We start from the raw sequence: 22,305 nt of genomic DNA on the forward strand, positions 1-22,305 counted from the left end.
CCTCATAGTGCCGCAGGACGTGCTGAAAGCGCACGGCGCGGATTGCGCCTAAAACAGCGGCTGACTGGCTAAACGGTCAAGCCATGACCCTTGGGTTTCGAAAAACACGGATGTTTGTTTCTAATTGCCCAAGCGGTCAGTCAGCGCCAGAAGGCAGAGTCCGGAATTCCTCTCCGAGCCATGGGAAACGTTGTGTGATGGGATCTGTAAAATGCAGCCTCAGGGATTTCTGCAGTGCCTCGTGGATCAGTTGCGACGTAGCGGCAGGGTAGACGCTGGTGGTGAAGAGCGAGACCGTGCGGGCAAAGCTTTTTCCGGGGAAGCGCACCAACTTGACCTTTTCGTGAAAACGCTGGGCGCGATGGTAGCTGGCGGCAGTGGTGACAGTCCAGCCGCTGCCCTCGGACACCAGACCAATGATCGACTGGTTGCATTCCAGTTCAAACCGGTTGGGCAGAGCGATCTTTAGACGGGTCAACTGGGTCTCGATCTGTTTGCCGATAGTGTGGTCACGGGAATAGCGCAGGAAAGGCAAAGGAGCGTCTGTTTTGGTCAGATCCTCGATGCTGCCAGTGTATTCCGCCGGCACAACCAGAATGAAAGGGTCACGCATCAGGGGGTATTCGATCAGGTCGGGGAGCAGTCCGGACGGGCGGGTGGCGACGCCTGCATCCAGTTTCTGCGCCTGCAGCTTTTCAATGATTTCGTGGCTGGGGCGGGTGTAATGCCGGAAACTGCAGCGTGGCAGCGCGGTAGACAGGAACTGGAACAGTTCCGGGCCGACTTCATTGTCGAAATCATCCAGCAAGGCCATGCGTAAATCTGTTGCATGTTGCCAGCTTCCGGAACGCATTTCTGCCTCTCCGCGCCTGAGAGTCATTAACCCGTCGTAGACATAGCGCGCAAAAACGACACCCGCCGGTGTCAGGCCCATGGGGCGCCGGGTATGGTCCACCAGATCGACGCCAAGCGCGCTTTCAAGGCTGCGCAGGTGGTTGGACACTGTACTGATCGAAAGACCGGTTTCGGCGGCGACTTTCTGTATTGATCCGGATTTCGAGATTAGCTGGAATACTTCCAGCCAGCGCAGACTGAGCGTTTTTTGCATGTGCGGTCCTCCCTGAGGATTTGCATATGCTATCCAGAGAATTGCGCCAATACATGCGAGAAAATCGAAACTGAGTTTTACTTTCCATGCATGAGTAATTTTATTCTACTGTGAATTCTCTTCCCGGATAAGGTTTGCCGTGCAAAAATCAACGCCTCAAGGCCCGCATAGACCGAGCCAGGTGTGACAACTGGGAGAACGATTAATATGATCAAAAAGTATCTGCTTTCAACAGCCTGTGCGGCAGCTGCCGCGATGGCTGCAACACAGGCTTCGGCACTGGACGAGATCACCGTAGCCTATTTCCTGGAGTGGCCGATGCCGTTCCAGTTCGCAAAGGCCAATGGCACGTATGAAGAAGAGATGGGCGTCAAGATCAACTGGGTCTCTTTTGATACCGGTACCGCGATGTCTGCTGCCATGGCCTCAGGTGACGTGCATATTGCCGTCAGCCAGGGTGTGCCGCCGTTTGTGGTTGCGACCTCGGCCGGTCAGGACATCCAAACCGTGGATGTGGCTGTAAGTTACTCCGACAACGACAATTGCGTGGTGGCTGAGGCTCTGGAGATCGACAAAACAAATGCGGGCGAACTGAACGGCAAGAAGGTGGGTGTGCCGATTGGAACTGCCGCGCATTACGGCTTCCTGTCGCAGATGGCGCACTTCGGTGTTGATATTGGCTCGATGGAGATCGTCGACATGGCGCCAGCCGATGGCGCAGCGGCTTTTGCCCAGGGCAACCTGGACATGGTTTGCGGCTGGGGCGGTGCGCTGCGGCGGATGGTGGAGCATGGTAATGTTCTGCTGACCGGCGCCGAGAAGGAAGAACTGGGTATTCTGGTATTTGACGTGACCAGCGCGCCGGCAGGTTTCATTGCGGATGAGGGTGCGCTTCTCAGCAAATTCCTGAAAGTGACCGCAGATGCCAATGCAATGTGGAATGCGGGTGACAGCAAGAACGAGATGCTGCCGGTGATTGCCAAGGACGCGGGCATGGACTTGGCAGACGCTGAGGCCACCATCGCAACCTTCAGCTTCCCCTCGGCTGAGGATCAGCTTTCCGAAAAGTGGCTGGGCGGCGGCGCGCAGAACTTCATGAAGGGCGTGGCGGATGTGTTCGTGAATGCGGGTAGCATCGAAGCAGCGCTGGATTCCTATGACGGTGCCGTGGACAGCGGACCGCTGGAAGCCGCGCTGAACTGAGCCGGCATATTTTGACTAAGGCGGACGGCCCGGATCCCGGGCCGCCCCATCGGCATTTGCAGACCGGCTGCAAACTGGCGCTAACAGGAAGGGGAAGCGATGTCGGGACTGGACATCAAGAGTGTTTCCATGCGTTTTGACCTGCCCAACGGCAGTTCGGTTCAGGCGCTGAAAGACGTTTCATTGAACTTGCAAGCGGGAGAACTGCTGTCGGTACTGGGGCCATCGGGCTGCGGCAAGACCACGTTGCTGAACATTCTTGCTGGCTTCCTGGCTCCCACCGAAGGTGCGATTGAACTGAATGGCCACGTAGTGACCGGACCAGACGCCGAACGCGGCATGGTCTTTCAGAAAGGCGCTCTGTTCGAATGGATGAACGTGCGCGACAACGTGGAATTCGGCCCCCGGATGAAGGGTATGGGAAAGGCGGAGCGGGAAAAAATCTCGGACCACTTGCTGGAAATCGTCGGGCTGCAGGACTTCAAGGAAAAGGCGGTTTATGAGCTGTCTGGCGGCATGCAGCAGCGTGTGGCGCTGGCCCGCTGCCTGGCGAATGAGCCGGACGTGATCCTGATGGACGAGCCGCTGGGCGCGCTTGACGCGCTGACACGGGAGAAAATGCAAGGCCTGGTGCTGAAGCTGTGGAAGGAGACCGGCAAGACCATAATCCTGATCACCCACTCGGTGGAGGAAGCGCTGCTGCTCGGCGAGCGTCTGATCGTGATGGCGCCGCGCCCGGGCCGCATTCACCGCGAATACCAGCTGCCCTTTGCTGAGCGCGGCGTGAATGCAGACCTGCGCGACGTCAAGAAATCCGAAGGCTTTGCCGAGACCCGCGATGAGATCCTCTCGATGATCTGGGAAATGGAAGAGGAGATCATGGGCCGGACGGAGCAAGTGGCATGAGCGTACTTCTGTTTTACATTGCGCTGTTTGCTGGTGCCTTCTTTCTGGTGCAGGTCATCCGCAAAGGAATGCAGTCGCGGCAGGATTTCACCAGCCTCAAGACCGTGACCTTTGGCGACGAAAGCGCGGTCACGCCGGACCGGGCGGCGTCGATCATATCGGTTTTGGTGATTTTCGTTATCTGGGCGGCGTTTACCGGCTCCAAGCTGTTCCCGATCCACGTGCCTGGGCCGTTCACTGGTGAAACGGTGTTCACTTACACTTTGGAAAACGCAGATGGCGCCACGGACGATGCGGATGTCACCGTGCGGGTCTTCGGGTTTGGCGAGGACGTCCAGAAGTTCGAGGTCGAGGGCGGCGGCGGCTTTGCCGCGAATGACGCGCTGGCGGCGCAAGCGGGGCGTTCGACCACGCTGCTGTTTGACAAGAACGACGAAGCCAAGCGCCGGGACGGCGCAAAGATCGTGGCGATCAACGGCGAGCCGATTGCGATTGGCGGCGCGGTTGACACCGGAGACGGCTCCGTGACGCTGACTGGAAAGGGCGCAATCAGCTTTACCCCGGACAGCGGCATGCAGATGAACCCGATCTGGCTGCCGGCCCCGGAAACCGTGGTGTCGCGGTTCTTTGAGATTGCCAATGAGGGCTATCAGAACTTCTCGCTGTGGCAGCACCTGGGCTGGTCGCTGCTCAGGGTTGTGGCGGGCTTTGTGACTGGCGCCATGGTGGGCATTCCGCTGGGGTATGCCATGGGCCTGTCCGGCTGGTTCCGCGGCTGGTTCGACCCGATTGTCGAGTTCATGCGGCCGGTGCCTCCGCTTGCGCTGATCCCGCTGGTGATCATCTGGTTCGGCATCTGGGAGACGGGCAAGATCGTGCTGCTGTTCCTGGCAGCACTCTGGATCATGACCATTGCGGCGCGGGCCGGAGTGTCCGGCGTGAACATCTCGAAAATTCACGCGGCTTATTCGCTGGGCGCCTCCAAATGGCAGATCATGCGCCATGTGATCGTGCCGAACTCGCTGCCGGAAATCTTCACCGGCGCGCGGGTGGCGATGGGGGTTTGCTGGGGCACTGTTGTGGCCGCGGAACTGGTTGCGGCGCAAAAGGGCGCCGGCATGATGATCATCGCTGCCTCCAAGTTCCAGCTGACTGACATCGTGATCATGGGCATCGTGCTGATCGGCATCATCGGCTACGGCATCGATATTCTGATGCGCAAGGCAGAGAATTGGCTGGTGCCCTGGAAAGGCCGTAGCTGACCTGAGAGCAGCCGCAAAGGAAAAAACGCCCGGGGACTTCCCCGGGCGTTTTGCTGTTCAGGAAAGGATCAGCCGCGGATACGGTCAAAGCTTGGATCGTAAGGCGACGGTGCGATCACCTTAGCCGGGAACAGATCTCCGCAAAGGTCGAGCTGCATGGTGCAGCCTTCGGCAGCCAGGTCCGGCGCGACAAAGGCATAAGCAAGGTTGATACCCACCCGGTGCCCCCAACTGCCGGAGGTCACGGTGCCAACGACCTTGCTGCCTCGCATCAAGGAGGCACCACCGTGGACAGGGGCATGCGTGGCATCGACTTGTAATGTGACCAGCTTCTTGCGCGGACCTTCAGATTGGCGTTTCAGCAGAGCCTCGCGGCCGGTAAAATCACCCTTTTCCAGCTTCACAAACCGGTCCAGACCGGTCTCGAACGGGTCGTACTCGGTGATCAGATCGGCCTTCCAGTGCAGAAAGCCCTTTTCCATCCGCATCGAATCCACAGCACGGGCACCGAAAAGCTTGAGGCCGTGTTCTTCCCCGGCTTTCCGCAGTGCCAGGTAGGCAGCGTAGAGCGAGGCGTTTGGGATATGAATTTCATAGGCCAGTTCGCCAGAGAAGCTGACGCCCATCACCGTCGCGGGGGTAAAGCCGATGAAGCATTCACGCACTGACAACCAAGGAAATGCGTCCCGGGACCAATCTCCCCGGGCACAGGCCGAGAGCACGTCCCGCGCCCGCGGGCCGGCCAGAACCAGAATGGTCTGATCATTGGTAAGAGAGCGGAGCTGCACGTCTTCTCCAGGCCGGATGTGCTGGGCAAGCCAGTCCATGTCGTGGAATTCGCTGGCCGCGGCAGAGCCGTACCAGACCCGCTCCGGCCCGCGGTCGGATGCGGGTAAGTTGGCCACCGTAGCCTCGCCCTTGAGCATGCCGTGATGATTCAGAAGGTAACCAAGGCCAACCCGGCCCGCACGTTTGATGACCGCGCCGCAGAACATCCGGCCGAGGAAGCTGTGGCGGTCTGCGCCGGTAATCTCGATCCGGTTGAAACCGTTAACCTCACAGAGGCCCGCGTTGTTCTGAACGTTCTTCACTTCCGCCGCGACCACGTTGAAGGCCTCGTCGAAACTGAAGGTGAGCGAAGGGTGAAAATCCGGCGCGGGCTTGATGTAGTCCACCCGCTCCCAGCCGTTCACTACTGTGAATTCAGCGCCCTCGGCGGCCATCACTGGCGTGAGCGGCGTGGTCTTGGCCAGGCGGCCTGCCGGGCGGTGCTCGTGCGGGAAATGGAAGCGGAATTCGTTCTGGTAGTCCTCGATGGCCTTCAGGGCGGTCAGCTCCACGTTTGCGTGGCCCGTGAAACGGCGCGGGTCGAGGCTCCAAGTGTCATAACAGGCCTCGCCATGCACAATCATCTGCGCCAAGAGCCAGCCATGGCCGCCGCCTTCGCCCAGGCCCGCGCGCAAGCCGATGGCGCAGAAGGCGTTGCGCTTTCCCGGGATCGGGCCAATAAGCGGAGCGCCGTCGATAGTATAGGTGATCGGGCCGTTCACGATGGCGCGGATTCCGGCGTGGCGCAGCGCGGGCATCCGCTCGAACGCGCCCTCCAGCACGTCCATCACCCGTTCCAGGTCGTCGGGGCACAGGGCGTTGACGAAATTCGGGTCGATCCCGTCCATGCCCCAGGTCTTGCAATCCTGTTCGTAGAAGCCGATCAGCAAGCCGTTCTTCTCCTGACGGCAGTAATAGTCTGAGATCGGGCAGCGGATCAGCGGCATCCGTTGGTCGGCCTCTATGATGCCGGGGATGTCTTCGGTCAGGAAATACTGATGCTCCATCGAGGCGACCGGGTGGTGCACCCCCATCATAGCGCCAACCTCGTTTACCCGGTAGCCGCAGGCGTTCACCACGATATCACAGTCGATATCGCCGTGTTCCGTGTGCACGGTCCAAGTGTCGTCTTTGTGCTGGGTGAGGGCCGTGACCGGTGTGTTGCGGTAAACCTCGGCTCCGGCCCTGCGCGCGTGATAGGCCAGTGCCTGGCACAGCTGTGCCGGGTCGATGTCGCCGTCCAGGGGATCCCACAATCCGCCGGTCAGGTTGTCTGTTGAAATCAGCGGGTGGCGGCGGGCGCATTCCGAGGCATCGATTACCTCGAAATGCACATCCATGCCGCGCGCCATGGAGGCGAAGTGGCGGTAGCCCTGCATCTGCTCAGGCGTGTTTGCCAGACGGATGCCGCCGTCACCGTGATGGTAGTTGATAGGGTATTCGGGGTTTTCTGCCAGTTTCTTGTAGAGCGCGATAGAATGGCTTTTCAGTCCCACCATGGTCTGATTTGTGCCGAAATTTGTGACCTGCGCAGCCGAGTGCCAGGTGGTGCCGCTGGTAAGCTCGTTACGCTCAATCAAAACAACGTCGCTCCAGCCTTCCTGCGTGAGGTGATAGAGGGTGGAGCAGCCGGCAATTCCGCCGCCGATAACCACAACCATAGTGCGCGACTTCATGAAATGGACCTCCGGGCTGATACTTCCAATGTAGGCCGCAGCAAGGCAGCTGCGGCAAGACAGCTAGACGCACTTCGCAGAAAATCGAAAACGGAATTGAGCGGTTTTGGAAGTCGCCGCAGGAACGTGCGGCGGGAGGGGCGGTCAGGAAGCCGCGGCTCTCTGATCAGCCAATGGCGCGGGGCCGTCTGCTATCCCCCGGTCGTGTCACGATGTTTTTACCTGCCTGAGGGATACAGCTTTCTGCTGGCTGACGGCGCAGGAGCGTTGACGGCCCGCTCCGCGGCGCGCAGAGTGCTACTACAGAGATAGTTTCTCATCGCGTTTATGTCGTGGATGTTCTCAAACTGTGCCGAAACTGGCACCATGTTGCGCAAGTTGATGGGAAATCTGGTCTTATCGTTTTTGAAAACTGTCACTGTTGGAGGCGGGCAAGCCTTCGCAAGGTTTCACCGTTGAAACAACAAGAACAACAATTAGCAGTCCAAAGGGAGAATTGGATAAATGACAAACACTGGTAAGCTGACGCGGCGAAGCGTTCTGAAAAGCGCTGGCGCTGCAGCCCTCGCGGCACCGCTTTATTCGAAAAGCGCGCTGGCGTCTTCGGGCGAGATCAACATCCTGATGTGGTCGGACTACCTGCCGCCGGAGTTTATTTCCGGCTTTGAAGCCAAGACTGGCATCAAGGTTAATTATACCGGCATCGGGTCGAACGAAGAAATCATCAACAAGATGAAGGCCACCAAGGGCCAGGGTTTCGACATCGTTTCGCCGACCAACAACCGCTCGCTGCAGTGGGGGCCGCTGGAACTGCTGAAGCCGTTTGACATGAGCAAGGTCAACATTGACGCTGTAAACCCGGCGATGGCCAAGATCGGCACCGACGCCTGGAACTTTGGCGGCGGCGGCGTGCACTGGCTGCCGCATATCTGGGGCACCGAAGGCATCGCCTACCGCACTGATCTCTGGCTGCCGGAAGGCGACGCACCGTCTTACGGCGACGTCTGGTCGGAAGAGAACGCCGGAAAAACCATGGGCCGGGCGCATTCGATGATGCTGGGTGCTGGCCTCTATATGGAAGCCTCGGGCGAGATGGAGCCCGGCTCGATCTGGGCGGCCTATGACGACGAAGAAACAATGCGGAAGGTTTGGGGCCAGGTCACCGACTGGTGCGTTGCACGCAAGAGCCGGATCAAGCTGATCTGGAATGACGCCGACACCCAGAAAAACGGCCTGCTGAACGAAGGCGTGGTGGTCGGCCAGACCTGGGACGGCCCGCCGCTGGCGCTGAAATCCGCTGGCGAGCCGGTGCACTACCAAGCGCCGGTCGAAGGCGCGATGGCCTGGGTCGACGGCATCTCGATGCCGGTTGGCGCGCAGAACGAAGAGCAGGTCTATGCCTTCATCTCCTATGCCTACGAGCAGGAGCCGGCCGGCAAGGCGATTGACAGCCACGGCTACAACTCGCCGGTGCTGGGTGCCGACGGACATTCCGGTGATGTTTACAAAAAGAACTTCGCTGAGGCCTATCCGGGCAACTCTCTGGCCAACCTGAACCCCTGGCCCGCAGAGGCACCCTGGTACGCCGACGTTCGCACCGAGTTCGTCAACAAGTTCAAGAGCGCGTAACAACCGCGCCCGAAACACTTGGCCCCCGGAGCTTTTCCGGGGGTCAGCCATGTGCCGCGCGGCGCAATCACAAAAGAATAGAAACAGGAAGCAGGCCTAGCGGGGCCGGTGGCGTGCCACCGGAATAGGGATCTGCACCCTGGGGAGAAGCCAAATGAGTGCTGGGGTCGGCGTTGATCTCGAGAATCTTTGGATCCGCTTCGGTGACTTTGTCGCCGTGCGTGATGCCAATGTGAACATCAATGGGGGGGATTTCTTTTCCTTCCTGGGGCCTTCGGGCTGCGGCAAGACGACGATCCTGCGCGCCGTCTCGGGCTTTCTGGAGCCAAGCGACGGGCGCGTGCTGATTGGCGGAAACGACATGAAGGGGATCGGGCCGAACAAGCGCCCGACCGCGCTGATCTTCCAGAACCTGGCGCTGTTCCCGCTGATGAAGATCTGGGAAAACATCACGTTTTCGATGGAAATCAGGGGCGCCTCCGCCAAGGAACGCCGCAAACGCGCGGATGAGCTCCTGGACATGATCGCGCTGCCTGGGCAGGGCGACAAGCTGCCCAGCGAACTGTCGGGCGGCCAGCGCCAGCGGGTCGCGATTGCGCGCGCCCTTTGCGCGGAACCTGATGTGCTCCTGCTGGATGAGCCGTTGTCGGCGCTGGACCTGAAACTGCGCCAGCACATGCGCACCGAACTTCGGGAAATTCAGCAGCGGGTTGGCATCACCTTCATCTACATCACGCACGACCAGGGCGAGGCGCTGACCATGTCCGACAATATAGCGGTGATGAAGGCGGGGGTGATAGACCAGATCGCCGATGGAAAGACCATCTACAACGATCCCTCGACCGCCTTCTGCGCGTCATTCGTGGGCGAAAACAACGTCTTCCGCGGTAAGGTCAAGCGCATCATGGGCAATGAGGCACTGATTTCCACCAACCGCTCAGGCGACCTGGTGGCGCGGATTTCCACTGCCAATCAAGGCAAGATGAAGGAAGGCGACGCCGCCATGATGTTCATCCGCCCCGAAGCCTTTGCGCTGGCGCCCAAAGGAGCCACGGGCGACCACTTTGTGACTGCAAAGGTCAACCATGAGGAGTTCGAGGGCAATGCCTTCAACATCTTCATGCAGGGCGACGGCGGCAAGGAGCTGAAGGTCTCGATCCCCAACCTGGGCCAGTCGTTCGATGACCACACCGGCCAGAACATCACCCTGGAATATGAGACGAAAAACGCCGTCTGTGTTCCTGCCGGTGAACTGGCCGCGGAATAAGGAGGCTTTAGCCATGCCAAGCTTCCTGAGGGAGTTTTTCAAACGCAACGGCGTCGGCATGGGCAGTCTGATGCTGGGCCTGGTCCTGTTCTGGACCATCGGCCTTATCATCCTGCCGCAGCTGTCGATGCTCGACTTCTCGTTCCGTCCCAACCTGCCGCCGCCGGAGATCGGCGGGCCCAGGGACGTCTATACGCTGGAGAACTACAAATACCTGATCTACGGCCCCGAAGGCGGCAGCCAGGACTACAACGCGGTCGACCTCAAGGTTTTCTTCCGCACCCTGGTGGCGGCGGTCTGCGTCACCATCTTCAACCTGATCCTGTGCTATCCGATCGCCTACTACCTGGCCCAGACCAAGGGCAATCACATCCGCATCTTTGCGCTGATGCTGATCATCCCTTACTGGATCAACGAGATCCTGCGCGCCTTTGCGCTGCGCATCATCTTTGGTGAGACCGGGGTGCTGAACAGCCTGCTGGTGGGCAGCGGAATTTTTGACACGCCCTTCGACTTCATTCGCAATGACATCGCGCTGTATGCGGGCCTGGGTTATGCCTACATCCTGTTGATGATCTTCCCGATCTACAACGTGATAGAGAGCCTCGACCGCAACCAGATAGAGGCCGCGCGCGACATGGGCGCAAGCTGGCCGATGATCCACCGAAGGGTTGTCATTCCCTATGCCAAGCCGGGGATATCTTCGGGCTGTACCATGGTGTTCATGCTGTCGGCCGGTGCACTGGCAGCACCGCAGATCCTGGGCGGGCCATCGTCCCTGTGGTTCACGCAGCTCATATACCAGCAGTTCAATGACAACTCCGACTGGCCGCAGGGTGCCGCGTATGCGGTGGTTCTGCTGGTCACCTGTATCCTGCTTGTTCTGGCGGTCATGCGCTTGTTCAAGGTGAACATGGGGGATATCGGCAAATGAAGAACTTTACCTTTATGCGACTGAGCCTTTGGGTCTACCTGGCGATCTTCTTTGCCTATCTGCTGGGGCCGCTGGTGATCATGTCGGCAACTGCCTTCAACTCACCTTCGTTCCCGCGGATGACCCCCTGGGAGTGCCTGACGTTTGAATGGTTCTCGGCCCTGTTCCAGGACGAACGGATTCTGAACGGTATCTGGAACTCAATCCTGGTGGGCGCAGGCACGGTTGTGCTGTCTGTTGCGATGGGTCTGGCGGGGGCGCTGATGCTCACCCAAATCTGGCCTAAGCTGAGGGCGACCTACTACACCGTCATCATTGCACCGATCCTGATTCCGGGTGTGGTGCTTGGTATCTCGACCCTGGTGTTCTGGGACCGGATCAACCGGATGCTGGGGCTTGGCGCCGACAGTTTCCTGTCGAACGGCTTGTTCCTGACCATCATCGGCCAGTCCACCTTTATCGCCAGCTACTGCATGCTGGTGCTGGTGGCGCGTCTGCAGCGCTATGACATCGCGCTGACAGAGGCGGCACTGGATCTGGGGGCCACCCATGCCCAGGCCTTCCGCAAGGTTTTGCTGCCGTTCATGCGGCCGGCCATTGCATCGGCTGCGGTGCTTGCCTTCCTCGCAAGCTTCGAGAACTACAACACCACCACCTTCACCTTCGGCGAATACCCGACGCTGACCATCGAGTTGGCGCAGAAGGTGCGTTACGGCATCACGCCCGCGATCTCGGCGCTGGCCTTCATCATCGTGGTGCTGACAGTGTTTGCGGCGCTCTTCAACGAGGCCAGCATCCGCCGTAAGCAGCTGGTGGCCGAAGCGCGCAAGAAGGCAACCGTGGAAGAGCTGGAAAGCGGCAAGCTGCGGCTGCCGGGTTTCCTCAGCTCCAATGCGGCGGCGGTGGCGCTGGTGGTTGTGGCCTGTGCAACGGTGGCGGTGGTCGGCACGGCAACGGTCTACAGCCCGGCGCAGTGCATTGCGAACGTGCAGGAGCAGAAACGCCTGGAGACCGAAGAACGTATCCAAGAGCTGCGCCGCCAGCGCGAACTGCGCCGCCAGCAGCAGGAAGAGCAAGGCGAAGCTGCCCCGTCCCAGTCCACACCATCCACTGGCTCCGGCAATAACTCCGGCTTCGGTGGTGTGTTTGCCCCGGGCAGCTTGTCGGGCGAAGACGAGGCAGAGCCTGAAGCAGAGCAGGAGCCGCAAGGAAACAACTCTGGCTTCGGTAATGTCTTCGATCCGGGCGCTTTGTCAGGCGACGGTGAGGACAGCGGTTCCGGCAACTGACCGTTTCATCCGAATAAACGGCAAAGGCGGCCCGACGGGGCCGCCTTTTTCGATAGGGGGCTATGTGGTCAGGCCAGGGAGCCAGCCGGATGGCGGTCCGCATAATACTGTTTACGGAAGGCCTGCGGGCTGGTCTTGTACTCGCGCTTGAACCACTCAGTCAGGCTGCTGCGTGAGCCGAAGCCGGTAGCAGCGACGATCTCGGCAAGCGGCAGCGTGGTGTGCAGCAAGAGCTGGCGCGCCTTTTCAATGCGCAGCTTGCGGTAGGCCGCCAGCGGGCTGGTTTGCGCTTTCTGCTGGAAGCGGCGCTCCAGTTTGCGCGGAGAAACCCCGGCCTGCTGGGCGATGTCGCGGATCAGCAGCGGCTCTTCCAGGTTCTGCTGCATGAGGTCAAGGATCTTGACCACCAGCGCATCGCCGCCAGCGGTCTGGCGCAGCTGCAAGGAGACCTTGGATTGTTCCGAGGCGGGGCCGAAGGCGAGGCCCAGGTAATCGCAGACCGCATCCGCGATGAAGGCACCGCGGTCTGCGCGCAGGAAGGCGGCCAGCAGGCGCAGCGCGGCAAAGCTGCTGACAGCGGTGCTGATACGGCCCGATGTGGTGGTCAGGGTGCCAGCGGGGGCGCAGATCATCTGCTCCTCTTCCGCAGCGGCAGCAAAGTTTGCATGGACCGCGGTCTCGACTGCGGCATTGAGGCCGGTTTCCGGCAGGAGGAAAATGGCGCTGCCGGCAAACAGGCATCGCTGTGCCTGGCGGCAGATCCGCTGCAAGCTGGCTTTTTCGCCGGAGTTCAGTGGCCAGCGGTTGGAGATGCCGCCGAGGAAAATGACGGTCTGCGGCTTCCAGCCGTCCGGCACAGTGCGCATCTGCGACGCCAGATTGCGCACGGCGGTTCGGTAGCCGCTGTCGGGGAACAGATCGTTGGCGGCGCGGAAAACTTCGCAGATCATCTGGGCCGCAGCGGGCGAGTCCGGCTGCGGCAGAATGATTTCGACATCGTGAAAGCGGGCCAGTGCCGCGCTGTCAGCGGTTTGCCGGGAAGCTGGCACGGTCAGCGGTTCGAGACGGGACATCATTCTCTCCTCTGAGCGGTCATGCGGGAACGCAGCAGTGCGAAAAGGCTGCGGGGTGCCCCGCCGGATGCACCGGCGGGGCGGCAAGCCCGGAAATCCTGGGCTTACTCTTCTTCGTAGTCAGACATCGGCGGGCAGGTGCAGACCAGATGGCGGTCGCCATAGGCGTTGTCCACCCGGTTCACCACCGGCCAGTACTTGTCGACACCCAAGTTGCCCGGCGGGAAGCAGGCCTGCTCGCGGCTGTAGGGACGGTCCCATTCGCCGACCAGGTCGCGCACCGTGTGCGGCGCGTGCTTGAGCGGGTTGTTCTGGGGATCGATCTTGCCGTCGATGATGTCCTGCGCCTCCTGCCGGATCGACAGCATGGCATCGCAGAAGCGGTCCAGCTCGTCCTTGGGTTCGGACTCGGTCGGCTCCACCATCAGCGTGCCGGCCACCGGCCAGGACATGGTCGGGGCATGGAACCCCGAGTCGACCAGGCGTTTGGCGATGTCGTCCACGGTGACGTGGCCTTCTTCGTCCAGCGGGCGGGTGTCCAGGATGCATTCATGTGCCACACGGCCCGTTTCCGAGGTGTAGAGGATTTTGTAGGCATCCTTGAGACGGGCGGCGATGTAGTTGGCATTCAGGATCGCAACCTTGGTCGCCTGGGTCAGGCCTGCGCCGCCCATCAGCAGGCAGTAGGCCCAGCTGACTGGCAGGATCGAGGGCGAACCAAACGGAGCCGCCGAAACCGGACCCACGGCGGTGCCGTATTCCGGGTGGCCTGGCAGGTGCTCTGCCAGATGCGCCTTGACGCCGATCGGACCCATGCCGGGGCCGCCGCCGCCATGCGGAATGCAGAAGGTCTTGTGCAGGTTCAGGTGCGAAACGTCGCCGCCGATCTTGCCCGGCTGGGCCAGGCCAACCATGGCGTTCATGTTGGCGCCGTCGATATAGACCTGGCCGCCGTGATCATGGGTGATCTGGCAGACTTCCTGCACGGTTTCCTCGAACACGCCGTGGGTCGACGGGTAAGTGATCATGCAGGCCGCCAGGTTAGCGGAGTGCTCTTCCGCCTTGGCGCGGAAGTCGGCGACATCAATGTTGCCTTTTTCATCCGCGCGCACCGGAACCACCTTGTATCCAACCATCTGTGCGGTGGCCGGGTTGGTGCCATGCGCGGAGGTCGGGATCAGGCAGACGTTGCGGTGGCCCTGACCGTTTGCCGCGTGGTAGTTGCGGATGGTCAGGAGACCTGCGTATTCGCCCTGCGCACCGGAGTTCGGCTGCTGGGAAATCGCGTCATAGCCAGTGATCTGGCAGAGCTTGTCGTTCAGATCGGCGATCATCTGATGGTAGCCCTGCGCCTGGTCTTCCGGGCAGAAGGGGTGCAGGTTGCCAAATTCCGGCCAGGTGACAGGGATCATTTCGATGGTCGCGTTCAGCTTCATGGTGCAGGACCCCAGCGGGATCATTGCACGGTCCAGCGCCAGGTCGCGGTCGGCCAGGCGGCGCATGTAGCGGGTGATCTCTGCCTCGGCCCGGTTCTTGTGGAAGATCGGGTGGGTCAGATATTCGCTTTCACGCAGCGCATAGTCGGGCAGGCGGTAGGCGCGGTTCTTGACGCTGTCGTCTTTCTTCTCGATGCCGAAGGCACCCCAGACCGCTTCGATGGTTTCCGGGCGGGTCTGCTCGTCCAGCGAGATGCCGATGTGGCTGTCGCCGATCTTGCGCAGGTTCACGCCGCGGGCAACCGCTGCTTCCATGACAGTCTTTTGCAGCGGGCCGACCTCAACGGTAATGGTGTCGAAGAAGACTTCCGGCTGCACCTTGAAGCCGTGCTCCTCGAGACCTGCGGCCAGACGCGAGGTCTTGCGGTGCACCGACTGGGCAATTGCCTTGATACCGTCGGGGCCGTGGTAGACCGCGTACATCGACGCGATCACAGCCAGCAGCGCCTGAGCGGTACAGACGTTGGAGTTGGCCTTTTCGCGGCGGATGTGCTGCTCTCGGGTCTGCAGCGCCAGGCGGTAGGCCTTGTTGCCGCGGGCGTCGACGGAGACGCCGATGATGCGGCCGGGCATGGCGCGCTTCAGCTTGTCGGTGGTCGCCATATAGGCAGCGTGCGGACCGCCATAGCCCATCGGAACACCAAAACGCTGGGTGGAGCCGATGGCAATATCAGCGCCCATTTCGCCGGGCGATTTCAGCAGGGCCAGCGCCAGGATGTCGGCGGCCACAACGGCGATGCCCTTGTGCTCATGGATGGCTTCGATTTCCTTGGTGAAATCACGCACATGGCCGTAGGTGCCGGGATACTGGAAGATCGCGCCAAAGACCGCGCCCGGGTCCAGCTCGTCCGGATCGGCAACCACAACGTCGATGCCCAAGGGCTCGGCGCGGGTCTGGATCACGGCGACGGTCTGCGGGTGGCAGTTCTTGTCGACGAAGAAGGCCGCGTTGTTTGCCTTGGAGCGCGAACCGCGGTGCGCCATTGCCATGGCTTCGGCAGCAGCGGTGGCTTCGTCCAGCAGCGACGCGTTGGCAATGTCCAGGCCGGTCAGGTCGCTGACCATGGTCTGGAAGTTCAGCAGCGCCTCGAGGCGGCCCTGGGAGATTTCCGGCTGGTAGGGAGTGTAGGCAGTGTACCAGGCCGGGTTTTCCAGGATGTTGCGCAGGATCGGCGCCGGGGTGGTGGTGCCGTAGTAACCCTGGCCGATCAGCGAGGTCAGCACCTTGTTCTTGGAGGCCACCTGCTTCATGTGGAAGAGGGCGTCGCGCTCGGTCATTGCCGGACCCCAGTCCAGCGCCTCTTTCTGGCGGATGGCGGGCGGCACGGTGGCGTCGATCAGCTCGTCCAGGGTTTTGAAGCCGATCACCTGCAGCATATCCCGCATCTCGGTCGGAGACGGGCCGATATGGCGCCGGTTGGCGAAGTCATAGGCTTCGTAATCGGTAAGTTTGAAGGCCATGTCTATGGGTCCTTGTGAGGGGCAATGGACCCCGCCGGACGTTCCGGCGGGGAAGGGGAGCTTAGCCGATCAGGGCTTTGTAGCCGTCCAGATCCATCAGATCTTCCAGCTGGGACGCGTCCGACAGCTTGATCTTGTAAATCCAAGCGTCGCCTTCCGGGCTTTCGTTCAGGGCGCCGGGGTTGTCGGCCAGGGCTTCGTTCACCTCGATCACTTCGCCGTCCAGCGGGGCATAGATCTCGGAGGCGGCCTTCACCGACTCGATGACGCCGATCTCGCCGCCTTTTTCGAACTCGTCACCCGCTTCACGCTGCTCGACGAAGACAACTTCGCCCAGCTGGTCGGCGGCGTGCTGGGTGATGCCCAGGGTTGCCACGTCACCTTCGACGGTGATCCATTCATGCTCTTCTGAGTAATAGGTGGCCATGTTGACTCTCCTGATGATGTCTTAGCGTTTGTAGTTCTGAGTAACGAAGGGCAGGGCGACGATTTCTGCCGGCTGCGCCTTGCCGCGGATGATGAGGTTCACCTTGGTGCCTGCGGCGCTTTGATCTGCCGCAACGTAGCCCATGGCAACCGGGCCGCCGACAGTGGGTCCGAAGCTGCCAGAGGTGATGGCGCCCAGAGTATCGCCGCTTTCGCTATGGATTTCCACGCCCTGGCGGGCGGGAGCGCGGCCCTCGGGCTTAATGCCGACCAGTTTCTTGGCGGCGCCCTCAGTCAGTTCTTTCTGGATGCGGGCCGCCCCGGGGAAGCCGCCCTCTTCCTTGCGGCGCTTCTGGATTGCCCAGGACAGAGACGCTTCGATCGGCGAGGTCGACTGGTCGATGTCGTTGCCATAGAGGCAGAGGCCGGCTTCCAGCCGCAGGCTGTCGCGGGCGCCCAGGCCTGCGGGTTCGCAGTCATCATGGGCCAGGAACAGTTTGGACACGCGGATCGCGTCTGCTTCCGGGATCGAGATTTCGTAGCCGTCCTCGCCGGTGTAGCCCAGGCGCGAGATGCGGCATTCGACGCCGCCGATCTCGGCAATGGCGGTTTCCATGAACTTCAGCTCACGAGCGGCGGGGCACAGCTCGCCCACAACGTCCTCGGCTTTGGGGCCTTGTACGGCAACCAGCGCGCGGTCGAAGATCTCAGTCACTTCTACGCCGTCCAGGTTGGCCTGCATGTGCGGAATGTCCTGGTGGCGCAGGGCGGCGTTCACCACGACAAAGTAGTGGTCGCCGGCGTTGGAGACGATCAGGTCGTCCATGATGCCGCCATCTTCGTTGGTGAAGAAGCCGTAGCGCGCCTTGCCTTCTTTCAGACCGGCATAGGCCTGCGGGCAGAGCGTTTCCAGCTTCTCGCCCACGTTGTCGCCGCGCAGGATCACCTGGCCCATGTGGGAGACATCGAACAGCGCGGCCTTTTCGCGGCACTGCTTGTGCTCGCCCATGATGCCCATGGGATACTGGACCGGCATTTCCCAGCCGGCGAAATCGACCATCTTGCCGCCAAGCTCGACGTGCAGGTCATAAAGCGGGGTGCGTTTGGGTGCGTCGGTCATCCTGTGCAGCCTTTGAATTGTATGGTTTCGGGGTGGAGGAGGGCGCAGGGTGCGCCCTCCCGGAGAGCTTATTCAGCAGCCTGGCCGGTTTCTTCCGATTTCCCGCCGGTGGCAAAGAACTCTTTCGTCACTTTGAAGACGATCGGGCTCAGCAGGGCCAGGGCGATCAGGTTCGGGATGGCCATCATCGCGTTCAGCGTGTCAGCCAGCAGCCAGATGAAGCCCAGGTCGGCGGTGGCGCCGAAGTAGATCGCGATGATCCACAGGATGCGGTAGGGCAGCATGACCTTAACACCGAACAGGAACTCCATGCACTTCTCGCCATAATAGGACCAACCCAGGATGGTGGTGAAGGCAAAGATCGACAGCGCGATGGCGATCAGGTAGCCGCCGATGCCCGGCAGCGAGGTCTCGAATGCCAGCGAGGTCAGCGCCGCACCGGATTCACCCGAAGTCCAGGCGCCGGAGGCGATGATTGCCAGACCGGTGATCGAGCAGACGATGATGGTGTCGATGAAGGTGCCCAGCATTGCGATCAGGCCCTGGTTGACCGGACCTTTGGTCTCAGCTGCAGCGTGCGCGATCGGAGCGGAACCCAGGCCCGCTTCGTTGGAGAACACACCGCGGGCCACACCAAAGCGGATCGCTGCCCAAACTGCCGCACCGGCAAAGCCGCCTTCGGCTGCGGAGGGGGTGAAGGCATGGGTGAACACCAGGCTGAACGCGGTGCCGATGGCGTCTGCGTTGATGACAAGCACGATCAGGCCGGCGACGATGTAGCTAACGGCCATGAACGGAACCAGCTTGCCTGCCACCGCGCCGATGCGGGTGATGCCGCCGAGGATCACAGCGCCGGTCAGCACCATCAGCACGATGCCGGTGACGGACGTGTTAAGCCCGAAGTTGGTTTCCAGGACTTGTGCAACGCCGTTTGCCTGCACACCGTTTCCGATACCGAAGGCCGCGATGGAGCCGAACACGGCAAAGGCAACGCCCAGCCAGGCCCATTTCGCGCCGAGGCCGTTCTTAATGTAGTACATCGGGCCGCCGACATAATTGCCTTCTTCGTCACGCTCGCGGAATTTCACGGCGCAGACGGCCTCGGAATATTTGGTGGCCATGCCGACCAGTGCGGTCATCCACATCCAGAACAGCGCGCCGGGGCCGCCGAGGAAAACGGCGGTGGCGACGCCTGCAATGTTGCCGGTGCCAATGGTGGCCGACAGCGCAGTCATCAGCGCGTTGAACGGGGTGATCTGACCTTCGCCGGTCGCTTCACGGCCCTTGAACATCAGGCCGAAGCCCATGCCCAGTTTCCGGATCGGCATGAACTTCAGGCCGACCTGAAGGAAAAAGCCGACGCCGAGAATGAGGACCAGCATCATCGGTCCCCAAACCACGCCGTTTACGGCTCCTACGATTGAATTTAACGCTTCCATGGGTCTCCTCCCGCTTGCGTTAAGGTTATTTACCCTTTTCCAAGGCCATCTGACGGGCCTCTTTCAGGGCGGCAAAATCTTCATCCGCGTGGAACGAAGAGCGGGTCAGCGGTGTCGCTGACACATGCAAAAAGCCCTTGGAACGCGCGATCTGTTCCAGTTGCGCAAAGTCATCCGGCGACCAGAAACGATCAATCGGGTGGTGTTTTGGGGTGGGCTGCAGGTACTGGCCGACGGTCAGGAAATCGACCTGGGCCGCACGCAGGTCGTCCATCACCTGGCGCACGTCGTCCAGTGTTTCGCCGAGGCCGACCATGATGCCGGATTTGGTGAACAGCTGCGGATTGGCGCGCTTGGCGTCATCCAAGAGACGTAGCGAGGTGTAGTAACGCGCGCCGGGGCGCACGCGGGGATACAGCCGCGGCACGGTTTCCAGGTTGTGGTTGAACACATCCGGCGCCGCCTCGAACACTATCTGCGCCGCCTCGCCCTTGCCCAGGAAATCCGGGGTCAGCACCTCGATAGTGGTGCCCGGGTTCTGATGGCGGGTGGCACGGATGGTCTGGGCGATGTGCTCTGCGCCGCCGTCTTCCAGATCGTCCCGGTCAACGGAGGTGATCACCACATGGCGCAAGCCCAGCTTCTTGACCGCCGCCGCAACCCGGCCCGGCTCGAACGCATCCAAAGTGTCCGGCTTGCCGGTGGTCACGTTGCAGAAGGAGCAGCCGCGGGTGCAGATCTCGCCCATGATCATCATGGTGGCGTGGCGTTTGGACCAGCACTCGCCGATGTTGGGGCAGGCAGCCTCTTCGCAGACGGTGGCCAGATCATGTTCCCGCATCAGCTTGCGGGTTTCATAATACTCCGGGCTGTCGATCTTCTTTTTGCGGATCCACTTCGGTTTGCGCGGGATGGCGCTGTCGGCCCTGTGGGCCTTTTCCGGGTGGCGGGGGCGCAGCTGGATCGTCATCTGGCGAAGCTCCGGATCAGGCGTGAATGGCGCGGCCAAGCGCGTCGAGGCAGGCTTCTTTCACCGCCTCGCCCATCGCCGGATGCGCGTGGCAGGTGCGGGAGACCTCTTCAACGGTGGCGCCTTTGGTCATTGCCAGCACCAGTTCAGCGATCAAATCGCCGCCATGCGCGCCGCAGATATGGGCACCGAGGATCTTGCCCTCCGGCGTTGCCAGAACCTTCACGGCACCGTCAGTTTCACCGGTCGAGCGGGCGCGGGAGTTGGCCATGAAGGCAAACTTACCGGAGATGTACTCGATGCCCGCCTCTTTCAGCGCTTCCTCGGTCTGGCCGACGGAGGCTACCTCCGGGTCGGTGTAAACCACGCCCGGGACGGTGTTGTAATCCACATGGCCGTGTTCGCCGGCCAGCATCTCGACACAGGCAACGCCGTCTTCCTCGGCCTTGTGCGCCAGCATCGGGCCCGGCACGCAGTCGCCGATCGCATAGATGCCGGGGATGGAGGTTTGGAAGGTTTCGTCGACTTCGATGAAACCTCGGGCGTTGAGGGAGACGCCGAGGTTTTCCAGGCCTAGGCCCTTTGTGACCGGGCGGCGGCCGATGGCAACCAGTACCTTGTCGGCCTCAATCTGCTCTTCTTTGTCCTTGCCGACACGGTCCAGCGTCAGGGTCAGGCCTGTTTCGCCTTTCTCAATGGTCTTCAATGCGCGGCCCAGCTGGAACTTCAGACCGTGCTTGCTCAATGCGCGCTGGGACAGTTTGGCGATTTCGCCGTCAATGCCGGGCAGGATGCGGTCGAGGTATTCGACAACCGTCACTTTGGAACCGAGGCGTGACCAAACCTGACCGAGTTCAAGCCCGATCACGCCGGCGCCGATCACCACCAGATGCTCTGGCGCGGCTTCGAGAGCCAGCGCACCGGTGCTGCTCAGCACGTCCACCTCGTCGATCTCCACGCCAGGGAGGGTGGCGGGTTCCGAGCCGGTGGCGATGAGGATATTCTTTGCAATGTACGTGTCGTCGCCGACCTGCACCTGACCGCTGGCTGGAATGCTGGCCCAGCCTTCGATGTGGTCGACGCCGTTCTTCTTGAACAGGAAAGCGATGCCCTTTGTCAGGTCGCCGACAATCTTGTCTTTACGGGCCATCAGCGCCCTCAGATCCAGGCTGGCGCCTTCAACCGCAATGCCATGCGCGGCAAGGTGAGACAGTTCGGCATATTTGCCCGAGGAGGTCAGCAGCGCCTTGGAGGGAATGCAGCCAACATTCAGGCAAGTGCCGCCCAGAGAGCCGCGGCCTTCGACGCAGGCCACTTTCAAACCCAGCTGCGCGGCGCGGATTGCTGCGACATAACCGCCCGGGCCTGCTCCGATCACGATCAGATCATATGCGCTCATGTGGTTTCTCCTCCGAAAAGCGGTCCAGGACCGGCACGTATTCAGTCGTATACGACGTCGCGTCTCCTATAGGAAACTTTTTCCCTATTGCAAACAGAAAGTGCGATCACGGAAATTTTGACCGGAAAATACATCAAAGCTAAAGTGTTTGCGGATCAGGAGAATTTGCAGAAATGGAACCAATTCCCTCAGAAGAAACAGGCCTGGGCCCCGAGGCCGTGGAGGCCCCGGATGGTGAAATCCTGGGAAAAATGATTCGCGAAGCCCGCAAGGAAAAGGGGTTGACGCTGGAGGAAGCCGCCAAGGCGGCGGCCATCGGCAGGTCCACTTTGTCCAAAATCGAGAACAACCAGACCCGCCCTAGTTTCGAGATCATCCGCCGCCTGATGCAGACGCTGGAACTGGAAACGCCGCAGCTGTTTGTGCAGTCCAGCCAAAGCGGTGTCACCGGGCGCCGGGACTTTACACGGACCGGAGAGGGCGAGCACAAGGAAACCTCGACCTATGATCACGAGCTCCTGTGCAGTGAGCTGACCAGCAAGCGTATGGTACCCTATATCAGCACCATCAAGGCGCGCGATGTGACCGAGTTCGATAACTGGGTCCGCCATCAGGGGGAGGAGTTCATGTTCGTTTTGAGCGGAGAGCTGATCCTTTATACTGAGCACTACCGGCCGTTGCGGATGAGGGCCGGAGATTCCGTTTATTACGACAGTGGTATGGGCCATGGCTGCGTCTCGGTCAGCGAAGAAGATGCCAGAGTTCTTTGGGTGTCTTTGGAGGGATGACAGGCCAAGACGTTTGGCGGCGCGCAGCTGG

The 22,305-nt window shown here is 61.0% G+C and carries 17 protein-coding genes; 8 read left to right on the forward strand and 9 right to left on the reverse strand.

The genetic code is table 11. From position 1 onward, the window contains the following. Nucleotides 1-136: 136 nt before the first annotated feature. Nucleotides 137-1,108, reverse strand: coding sequence for a LysR family transcriptional regulator (locus K3725_RS02565; RefSeq protein WP_260017306.1), 972 nt, complete (start codon nt 1,106-1,108; stop codon nt 137-139). A gap of 207 nt (nt 1,109-1,315) precedes the next feature. On the opposite strand from K3725_RS02565, the gene K3725_RS02570 reads away from it, so the two are divergent. The 3 genes from K3725_RS02570 to K3725_RS02580 all read left to right on the forward strand — a co-directional run bounded on the left by K3725_RS02570 (nt 1,316) and on the right by K3725_RS02580 (nt 4,479). Continuing rightward, a complete protein-coding gene (locus tag K3725_RS02570) occupies nt 1,316-2,311 on the forward strand; it encodes an ABC transporter substrate-binding protein (RefSeq protein WP_260017307.1) in 996 nt (331 codons plus the stop codon). 99 nt (nt 2,312-2,410) lie between these two features. After that, nucleotides 2,411-3,217, forward strand: a complete 807-nt coding sequence (locus K3725_RS02575) for a taurine ABC transporter ATP-binding protein (RefSeq protein ID WP_260017308.1) — start codon at nt 2,411-2,413, stop codon at nt 3,215-3,217. Next, a complete protein-coding gene (locus tag K3725_RS02580) occupies nt 3,214-4,479 on the forward strand; it encodes an ABC transporter permease (protein WP_260017309.1) in 1,266 nt (421 codons plus the stop codon). The genes K3725_RS02575 and K3725_RS02580 overlap by 4 nt, the downstream gene beginning before the upstream one ends. A gap of 68 nt (nt 4,480-4,547) precedes the next feature. Here K3725_RS02580 and K3725_RS02585 read toward each other — a convergent pair whose 3' ends face one another. Continuing rightward, nucleotides 4,548-6,983, reverse strand: a complete 2,436-nt coding sequence (locus K3725_RS02585) for an FAD-dependent oxidoreductase (protein WP_260017310.1) — start codon at nt 6,981-6,983, stop codon at nt 4,548-4,550. A 504-nt stretch (nt 6,984-7,487) separates the two neighbouring features. On the opposite strand from K3725_RS02585, the gene K3725_RS02590 reads away from it, so the two are divergent. The 4 genes from K3725_RS02590 to K3725_RS02605 all read left to right on the forward strand — a co-directional run bounded on the left by K3725_RS02590 (nt 7,488) and on the right by K3725_RS02605 (nt 12,102). Beyond that, complete coding sequence (locus tag K3725_RS02590; protein WP_260017311.1) at nt 7,488-8,612, forward strand: extracellular solute-binding protein; 1,125 nt, start codon at nt 7,488-7,490, stop codon at nt 8,610-8,612. A gap of 154 nt (nt 8,613-8,766) precedes the next feature. Beyond that, nucleotides 8,767-9,879 (forward strand): ABC transporter ATP-binding protein, encoded by a 1,113-nt coding sequence (locus K3725_RS02595; protein ID WP_260017312.1) that lies wholly within the window; start codon nt 8,767-8,769, stop codon nt 9,877-9,879. Nucleotides 9,880-9,892: 13 nt separating this feature from the next. Continuing rightward, on the forward strand, nt 9,893-10,813 hold the full coding sequence (locus K3725_RS02600; RefSeq protein ID WP_260017313.1) for an ABC transporter permease: 921 nt from the start codon (nt 9,893-9,895) through the stop codon (nt 10,811-10,813). Then, nucleotides 10,810-12,102, forward strand: a complete 1,293-nt coding sequence (locus K3725_RS02605) for an ABC transporter permease (RefSeq protein ID WP_260017314.1) — start codon at nt 10,810-10,812, stop codon at nt 12,100-12,102. The genes K3725_RS02600 and K3725_RS02605 overlap by 4 nt, the downstream gene beginning before the upstream one ends. Nucleotides 12,103-12,170: 68 nt before the next feature. Here K3725_RS02605 and K3725_RS02610 read toward each other — a convergent pair whose 3' ends face one another. The 7 genes from K3725_RS02610 to lpdA form a co-directional block, all read right to left on the reverse strand. Next, entirely contained in the window at nt 12,171-13,175 is a 1,005-nt protein-coding gene (locus K3725_RS02610) for a helix-turn-helix domain-containing protein (protein WP_260017315.1), read from the reverse strand. A 104-nt stretch (nt 13,176-13,279) separates the two neighbouring features. Continuing rightward, a complete protein-coding gene (gcvP, locus tag K3725_RS02615) occupies nt 13,280-16,132 on the reverse strand; it encodes an aminomethyl-transferring glycine dehydrogenase (RefSeq protein WP_260017316.1) in 2,853 nt (950 codons plus the stop codon). A gap of 61 nt (nt 16,133-16,193) precedes the next feature. Continuing rightward, nucleotides 16,194-16,559: a glycine cleavage system protein GcvH gene (gene gcvH / locus K3725_RS02620; protein WP_260017317.1), complete on the reverse strand. Its 366-nt coding sequence runs from the start codon at nt 16,557-16,559 to the stop codon at nt 16,194-16,196. A gap of 21 nt (nt 16,560-16,580) precedes the next feature. Beyond that, a complete protein-coding gene (gene gcvT / locus K3725_RS02625; RefSeq protein WP_260017318.1) occupies nt 16,581-17,678 on the reverse strand; it encodes a glycine cleavage system aminomethyltransferase GcvT in 1,098 nt (365 codons plus the stop codon). A gap of 68 nt (nt 17,679-17,746) precedes the next feature. Then, nucleotides 17,747-19,117 (reverse strand): sodium:alanine symporter family protein, encoded by a 1,371-nt coding sequence (locus tag K3725_RS02630; RefSeq protein ID WP_260017319.1) that lies wholly within the window; start codon nt 19,115-19,117, stop codon nt 17,747-17,749. Nucleotides 19,118-19,142: 25 nt separating this feature from the next. After that, nucleotides 19,143-20,087: a lipoyl synthase gene (lipA, locus tag K3725_RS02635; RefSeq protein WP_260017320.1), complete on the reverse strand. Its 945-nt coding sequence runs from the start codon at nt 20,085-20,087 to the stop codon at nt 19,143-19,145. 16 nt (nt 20,088-20,103) lie between these two features. Continuing rightward, the gene (gene lpdA / locus K3725_RS02640) at nt 20,104-21,486 is read right to left on the reverse strand and encodes a dihydrolipoyl dehydrogenase (RefSeq protein ID WP_260017321.1); all 1,383 of its coding nucleotides are present in this window, start codon (nt 21,484-21,486) and stop codon (nt 20,104-20,106) included. A gap of 173 nt (nt 21,487-21,659) precedes the next feature. Between lpdA and K3725_RS02645 the strand changes: the two genes are divergently transcribed. After that, nucleotides 21,660-22,274: a helix-turn-helix domain-containing protein gene (locus tag K3725_RS02645; RefSeq protein WP_260017322.1), complete on the forward strand. Its 615-nt coding sequence runs from the start codon at nt 21,660-21,662 to the stop codon at nt 22,272-22,274. Nucleotides 22,275-22,305 lie beyond the last annotated feature (31 nt).

It is taken from the genome of Leisingera sp. S132 (genome assembly GCF_025144465.1).
In the GTDB taxonomy this organism is placed as follows: domain Bacteria; phylum Pseudomonadota; class Alphaproteobacteria; order Rhodobacterales; family Rhodobacteraceae; genus Leisingera.

Coding starts and splice junctions, on each gene's coding strand:
- K3725_RS02565 (WP_260017306.1), bottom strand. CDS start 1,108: ATGCAAAAAACGCTCAGTCTGCGCTGGCTGGAAGTATTCCAGCTAATC.
- K3725_RS02570 (WP_260017307.1), top strand. CDS start 1,316: ATGATCAAAAAGTATCTGCTTTCAACAGCCTGTGCGGCAGCTGCCGCG.
- K3725_RS02575 (WP_260017308.1), top strand. CDS start 2,411: ATGTCGGGACTGGACATCAAGAGTGTTTCCATGCGTTTTGACCTGCCC.
- K3725_RS02580 (WP_260017309.1), top strand. CDS start 3,214: ATGAGCGTACTTCTGTTTTACATTGCGCTGTTTGCTGGTGCCTTCTTT.
- K3725_RS02585 (WP_260017310.1), bottom strand. CDS start 6,983: ATGAAGTCGCGCACTATGGTTGTGGTTATCGGCGGCGGAATTGCCGGC.
- K3725_RS02590 (WP_260017311.1), top strand. CDS start 7,488: ATGACAAACACTGGTAAGCTGACGCGGCGAAGCGTTCTGAAAAGCGCT.
- K3725_RS02595 (WP_260017312.1), top strand. CDS start 8,767: ATGAGTGCTGGGGTCGGCGTTGATCTCGAGAATCTTTGGATCCGCTTC.
- K3725_RS02600 (WP_260017313.1), top strand. CDS start 9,893: ATGCCAAGCTTCCTGAGGGAGTTTTTCAAACGCAACGGCGTCGGCATG.
- K3725_RS02605 (WP_260017314.1), top strand. CDS start 10,810: ATGAAGAACTTTACCTTTATGCGACTGAGCCTTTGGGTCTACCTGGCG.
- K3725_RS02610 (WP_260017315.1), bottom strand. CDS start 13,175: ATGTCCCGTCTCGAACCGCTGACCGTGCCAGCTTCCCGGCAAACCGCT.
- gcvP (WP_260017316.1), bottom strand. CDS start 16,132: ATGGCCTTCAAACTTACCGATTACGAAGCCTATGACTTCGCCAACCGG.
- gcvH (WP_260017317.1), bottom strand. CDS start 16,559: ATGGCCACCTATTACTCAGAAGAGCATGAATGGATCACCGTCGAAGGT.
- gcvT (WP_260017318.1), bottom strand. CDS start 17,678: ATGACCGACGCACCCAAACGCACCCCGCTTTATGACCTGCACGTCGAG.
- K3725_RS02630 (WP_260017319.1), bottom strand. CDS start 19,117: ATGGAAGCGTTAAATTCAATCGTAGGAGCCGTAAACGGCGTGGTTTGG.
- lipA (WP_260017320.1), bottom strand. CDS start 20,087: ATGACGATCCAGCTGCGCCCCCGCCACCCGGAAAAGGCCCACAGGGCC.
- lpdA (WP_260017321.1), bottom strand. CDS start 21,486: ATGAGCGCATATGATCTGATCGTGATCGGAGCAGGCCCGGGCGGTTAT.
- K3725_RS02645 (WP_260017322.1), top strand. CDS start 21,660: ATGGAACCAATTCCCTCAGAAGAAACAGGCCTGGGCCCCGAGGCCGTG.